Genomic DNA, 4,953 nt, shown 5'->3' on the forward strand with positions numbered 1-4,953 from the left:
TTTTGATGAGTCCGGCCAGCACCGAGCCGGAACCGATTTCGACGAACCGGTTCACGCCCTGATCGATCAGCCACATGACCGTATCCTCCCAAAGGACCGGCGACACGACCTGCTCGGACAGCAGACCCCGAATGTCCGCCGCCTTCGTCACCGGACGGGCCGTCACGTTCGCCACCACGGGCACCGACGCGTCGTTCATCGCCACACTCGCCAGCACCGCCTCGAGCCGCTGCGCGGCCGGCTTCATGAGCGATGAATGGAACGGACCGCTGACCTCCAGCGGAATCACCCGCTTGGCGCCGGCTTCCTTGCCGCGCTCCACAACCGCCGCCACGCCGGACGCGCTGCCCGAGACGACGATCTGGCCCGGGCAATTGACGTTGGCAAGCTCGACGGTTCCCGTCTCGGCCGTAACGGCCGCGCACAGCTCGGCGAGTCTGTCGCGATCCGCGCCGAGCACCGCCGCCATCGCGCCCTGTCCGCCCGGCACTGCGGCCTCCATGAATTCGCCGCGCGCGCGCACCGTGCGAACGGCGTCCTCGAACGTCATGACGCCTGCGGCGACGAGCGCGCTGTATTCGCCAAGACTGTGCCCGGCGACGTAATCCGGCTGCAGCCTGTCTCTGACGAGTTCCAGCAGCGCCGCACTTGCCGTCAGCAAAGCGGGCTGCGTATTCGCGGTTTGCTTCAGCGCTTCTTCGGGCCCGCTCAGGATAACGTCGCTTAGCGCGAAGCCGAGCGCGGCGTCCGCTTGTGCAAATACCGCTCTCGCCCGCTCCGACCTCTCGTAAGCGTCCTTGCCCATGCCTACCGACTGCGCCCCCTGACCGGGAAATACAAATGCAATTTTACCCAAGCCTCTAACCTCCCGACAACTTGATTACCAGATGAGAACCGATGCGCCCCAGGTCAACCCGCCGCCGAAACCGACGAGCAGAAGGCAGTCCCCCTCGTTCACTTTGCCCTGCTCCACCGCCTCGGCCAGTGCGATCGGTATCGACGCCGCCGAAACGTTGCCGTATTTATCGAGATTGATCATAGCCTTATCCTCCGGCAGATCGAGACGGTTAAGCGCCGACTGGATGATGCGGATGTTCGCCTGATGCGGGACGAGCAGATCGATATCGCTCTTCTCCAAACCCGCCTTGCGAAGCACATCCTCGGCCGCGCCTCCCATGATGCGCACGGCGAACTTGAATACTTCGCTGCCGGCCATGTAAATATAATGAGCTTTGCTGCCGACCGTCTCAGCCGTCGACGGCATCCGCGAGCCGCCGCCGCACACTTTCAGCAATTCGCCGCCGGAGCCGTCCGCTCCGAGCTCGAACGACTTGAAGCCGCGGCCCTCGGCCACCGGACCGACTACGACCGCGCCTGCCCCGTCGCCGAACAGAATGCAGGTGTTGCGGTCCGTATAATCGGTAATCCGCGACAGACATTCCGCGCCGACGACAAGCACATGCCGGTACATGCCGCTTTTGATCATGCTCGTCGCGGTTGCCAGCCCGTAGATGAAGCCCGAGCACGCTGCGGACAGATCGAACGCCGCCGCCCTGCGGGCGCCCAGCTTATCCTGCAGCAGACAGGCCGTTGACGGGAAAAACATGTCGGGCGTGACCGTCGCAACGATAATCAGATCGAGATCCTCCGCCGTCAGTCCGGCCGCCGCCAGCGCCCGAACGGACGCCTGATACGCCAGATCCGAAGTCGCCTCGTACTCTGCCGCGATTCTGCGCTCGCGGATGCCGGTGCGGCTCACAATCCATTCATCGTTCGTCTCGACCATTTGCTCCAGCTGCTGATTCGTTAACACTCGCTCCGGCACATATTTGCCCGAGCCGATAATTCCGACTGCCTGTTCAGTCATTCAGGCCCACCTGCTTCCCGCTGATTTCGGCCGAAAGCACACGAATGAGCCCGGCCTGGACGGCAGAACGCGCCTGCCGAACCGCATTTTTGACCGCTCGCGCATCGGACGATCCGTGGCTTTTGAATACAAGCCCGTTGATGCCGAGCAACGGAGCTCCGCCATGCTCCTTGTAGTCCATTTTCTTGCGCATGCCCCGCAAACCGGGCATCATGATGGCCGCCGCCAGCTTGGTCCGCCAGCTGCGCGTAAACTCTTCCTTCAGAACGCCGAAAATCGCGCTCGCCGTGCCTTCCATCGCCTTCAATAAAATATTGCCGGAGAAGCCGTCGCATACCAGCACATCGCAGCTGCGCTGCAAAACATCGCGGGCTTCGACATTGCCGGCAAAATGGATCGGCGCGCCGGCCAGCAAGTCGTGCGCCGCCTTCGTCAGCTCGTTGCCTTTCGCTTCCTCCGTGCCGACGTTGAGCAGCCCGACCCGCGGCTCGGCTATGCCGTGCACGCTGGCACGGTAAATGCTGCCCATCAACGCGTATTGCAGCAGGTGCTCCGGCTTCGCATCCATATTCGCGCCCAGATCGAGCGCCAGTACGCCGATGTTGTCCATTGTCGGCAGCACAAACGCCAGCGCGGGCCGTTCAATGCCCTCCATGCGGCCGACGATCAGCAGCCCTGTCGTCATCAACGCGCCCGTATTGCCGGCGGATATCATTGCATCCGCTTCGCCTTCCCGCACCATCCGGCCGGCAACGACCATCGAAGCGTCCTTTTTGCGGCGAACCGCCTTGACGGGCTCTTCCTCCGCTGCAATCGTCTCCGATGCGTGCCTGAGCTCCAAGTTGGCAGGAGCTCCCTGCACAAGCTTTTCCAGCACACCGGTGTCGCCGACCAGTACGATTGTCGTATCCCGCCATTCGGCCGCGGCCTCCAGCGCTCCTTTTACGATTTCCGCCGGGGCGTGGTCTCCTCCCATCGCATCAATCGCGATCCGCACGTTCGTCAACCTCCTCGATTCCATGTTCTCCCGCAGATCGATATATGATGAAATGGCCTTGAAAAACCATCTCTTCCCCCACATAGGTAAACACTTCCACCTTGGCCTTGCTTCTGCCGGCGGAGCGCACATATGCCTTTGCGATACATTTTTCACCCAGCTTGACCTGCCGGACGAAGCGGATGTCGGCGGATGCCGTCAGCGCGATTTCGTCATTGATGACCGCAACGGCCAGGGAGTTCGCCTGCGCGAACACATGATGTCCGCGTGCGATGCCCGTCCGGGAAAAAATGTGCTCCCCGCGGATCTCGAACATCGAGATGCCGCTCTTATCCAGCTGCAGATCGACGATATCGCCGATCACCTCGTGCAGCGGCAGCGAACGCACCGAATCGTACGAACGCTCGGCCATCAGCTTCAGCCGCTCCCGCAGCTCGGGAATGCCCAGCTCCAGCCGGTCGAGCCGGATTGTCTGGATGCTGACCTTCAGCTGCCGGGTCAGCTCCCGGTCCGTAATGAAGGGATTCTCCTCGATCAGTCGGGACAGTTGCTGGTGCCGCTGTCGCTTAGGCAGACGTTCCATGAAGCGCACCGCCTTTTGTATTATTGGTAGGCGCCGCGGCGATCCGACTGCCGCCATATCGGCATCTGCTATTAAAACCAGGTCCTAATTAAGTATAAATAAAATCGCGGGTGGAATCAACGGTCGGCACTCCCCCGCGGTTAAGCAGACATACACCGTGCGGCGCGGCATCAGGCAAAAAAAATAGCACCTCACCGAAGATGAAGTACTAATCGCCGGACGCCCGTCCTTTCGGATGCCAACCCGCAGCAAGCGGCGAACGGCACGACGGACGGACGCCGAGGCGGTTATGTTATTGCTTGATGATCTCTTTCGTTTTGTAATATCCGCAAACCTTGCATACACGGTGAGCAAGCTTCAACTCTCCGCACTGCTCGCACTTAACCATACCCGGTACAGACAGCTTAAAGTGCGTACGGCGCTTGTCGCGGCGCGTTTTGGACGTTCTTCTTTGTGGTACTGCCATGTTTCCCACCTCCTTCAGAGACTTGCACGATCCGAACGATAACGTTCATGATTGTAGGCTGTTATTCTTGTTTAAAAAAATCCTTCAGCGCCGCCATGCGCGGATCCAACCGTTCGCGGGAGCAGCCGCACTCCCCTTCGTTCAGATTGGCGCCGCATTGCGGACAAAGACCCTTGCAGGCGTCTCCGCAAAGCGGGGCGAAAGGCAGATAAAGCAGAAACGCTTGCTCCACGAAAGGCAGAAGATCAAAGGAATCGCCTTCGACAACGATAACCTCGTCTTCTTCCTCATCCGCTTCCTTGTTGTCGGAAGCCGGCCTGAAAAACTCGTGGAACGGAATGACGAACTTCTCGGTCGTCGGCGTCAGGCAGCGCGAGCAGGCGAGCTCCAATTCGATGGATAGCTCTCCGCCCACACGGACGGCTCCTTCTTCACCCCGGGCCTCAAGCGCGACGGCGAGCGGACTCGAACGAAGCACGTCCGGCCGGTCTTTGAGCAGTGGCGCAACGTCTAGCGACGTATGGAACGAACGCGTCATGCCTTTGGCGATCAGTTCCTGCATATGAATATTCATAGAATCACTCCAAACAAACAAAAATAATTATATCGATTCCGGAAGCCTTTTGTCAACCGTTTCCCGGCATGATATAGTCGATTTAACTTACAAACACCCCGTATGCGGAGGGATCAGATGCGCACTGTCGGAATCGTCGTCGAATATAACCCGTTTCATAACGGCCATCTGTACCATCTTAAGCAGTCTGTCGCCGTTACGCAAGCGGACGCGGTCGTCGCCGTCATGAGCGGCAACTTCCTGCAGCGCGGCGAACCTGCGCTGGCCGGAAAGCGCGCCCGTACGGAAATGGCGCTGCGCGGCGGCTGCGACCTCGTCATCGAGCTTCCGGTATCCTACGCGACCCACGCGGCCGAGTGGTTCGCCCGCGGCGCAGTCACAATACTGGACGCCGCCGGCGTGGTGGACACGCTTTGCTTCGGCAGCGAGAGCGGCGATATCGGCACGCTTCGCCGGATCGCGGCGG

The 4,953-nt window shown here is 60.5% G+C and carries 7 protein-coding genes; 1 reads left to right on the forward strand and 6 read right to left on the reverse strand.

Annotated elements, in window-relative coordinates; genetic code table 11:
* The 6 genes from fabD to BG52_RS14610 all read right to left on the reverse strand — a co-directional run.
* On the reverse strand, positions 1-856 hold an 856-nt coding region (gene fabD, locus BG52_RS14585), incomplete at its 3' end, for an ACP S-malonyltransferase (protein WP_036667592.1).
* Positions 857-880: 24 nt separating this feature from the next.
* Positions 881-1,867, reverse strand: coding sequence for a beta-ketoacyl-ACP synthase III (locus tag BG52_RS14590; protein ID WP_036583877.1), 987 nt, complete (start codon positions 1,865-1,867; stop codon positions 881-883).
* Positions 1,860-2,864, reverse strand: coding sequence for a phosphate acyltransferase PlsX (plsX, locus tag BG52_RS14595; protein ID WP_036583874.1), 1,005 nt, complete (start codon positions 2,862-2,864; stop codon positions 1,860-1,862). Before plsX ends, BG52_RS14590 begins: the two co-directional genes overlap by 8 nt.
* A complete protein-coding gene (fapR, locus tag BG52_RS14600; RefSeq protein ID WP_190287555.1) occupies positions 2,848-3,438 on the reverse strand; it encodes a transcription factor FapR in 591 nt (196 codons plus the stop codon). The genes plsX and fapR overlap by 17 nt, the downstream gene beginning before the upstream one ends.
* Before the next feature lie 301 nt (positions 3,439-3,739).
* Positions 3,740-3,913 carry a 50S ribosomal protein L32 gene (gene rpmF / locus BG52_RS14605; protein WP_036583869.1) on the reverse strand — a complete coding sequence of 58 codons (174 nt, stop codon included), beginning with the start codon at positions 3,911-3,913 and terminating at the stop codon, positions 3,740-3,742.
* Positions 3,914-3,974: 61 nt separating this feature from the next.
* On the reverse strand, positions 3,975-4,487 hold the full coding sequence (locus BG52_RS14610) for a YceD family protein (protein ID WP_036583867.1): 513 nt from the start codon (positions 4,485-4,487) through the stop codon (positions 3,975-3,977).
* A gap of 117 nt (positions 4,488-4,604) precedes the next feature.
* Here BG52_RS14610 and BG52_RS14615 point away from each other — a divergent pair.
* Positions 4,605-4,953: nucleotidyltransferase family protein (locus BG52_RS14615; RefSeq protein ID WP_036667593.1), on the forward strand; the 349-nt coding region annotated here is incomplete at its 3' end.

The sequence above is a fragment of the Paenibacillus darwinianus genome, assembly GCF_000598065.1.
GTDB classification, from domain to species: domain Bacteria; phylum Bacillota; class Bacilli; order Paenibacillales; family Paenibacillaceae; genus Paenibacillus_I; species Paenibacillus_I darwinianus.

Coding starts and splice junctions, on each gene's coding strand:
- BG52_RS14590 (WP_036583877.1), bottom strand. CDS start 1,867: ATGACTGAACAGGCAGTCGGAATTATCGGCTCGGGCAAATATGTGCCG.
- BG52_RS14610 (WP_036583867.1), bottom strand. CDS start 4,487: ATGAATATTCATATGCAGGAACTGATCGCCAAAGGCATGACGCGTTCG.
- rpmF (WP_036583869.1), bottom strand. CDS start 3,913: ATGGCAGTACCACAAAGAAGAACGTCCAAAACGCGCCGCGACAAGCGC.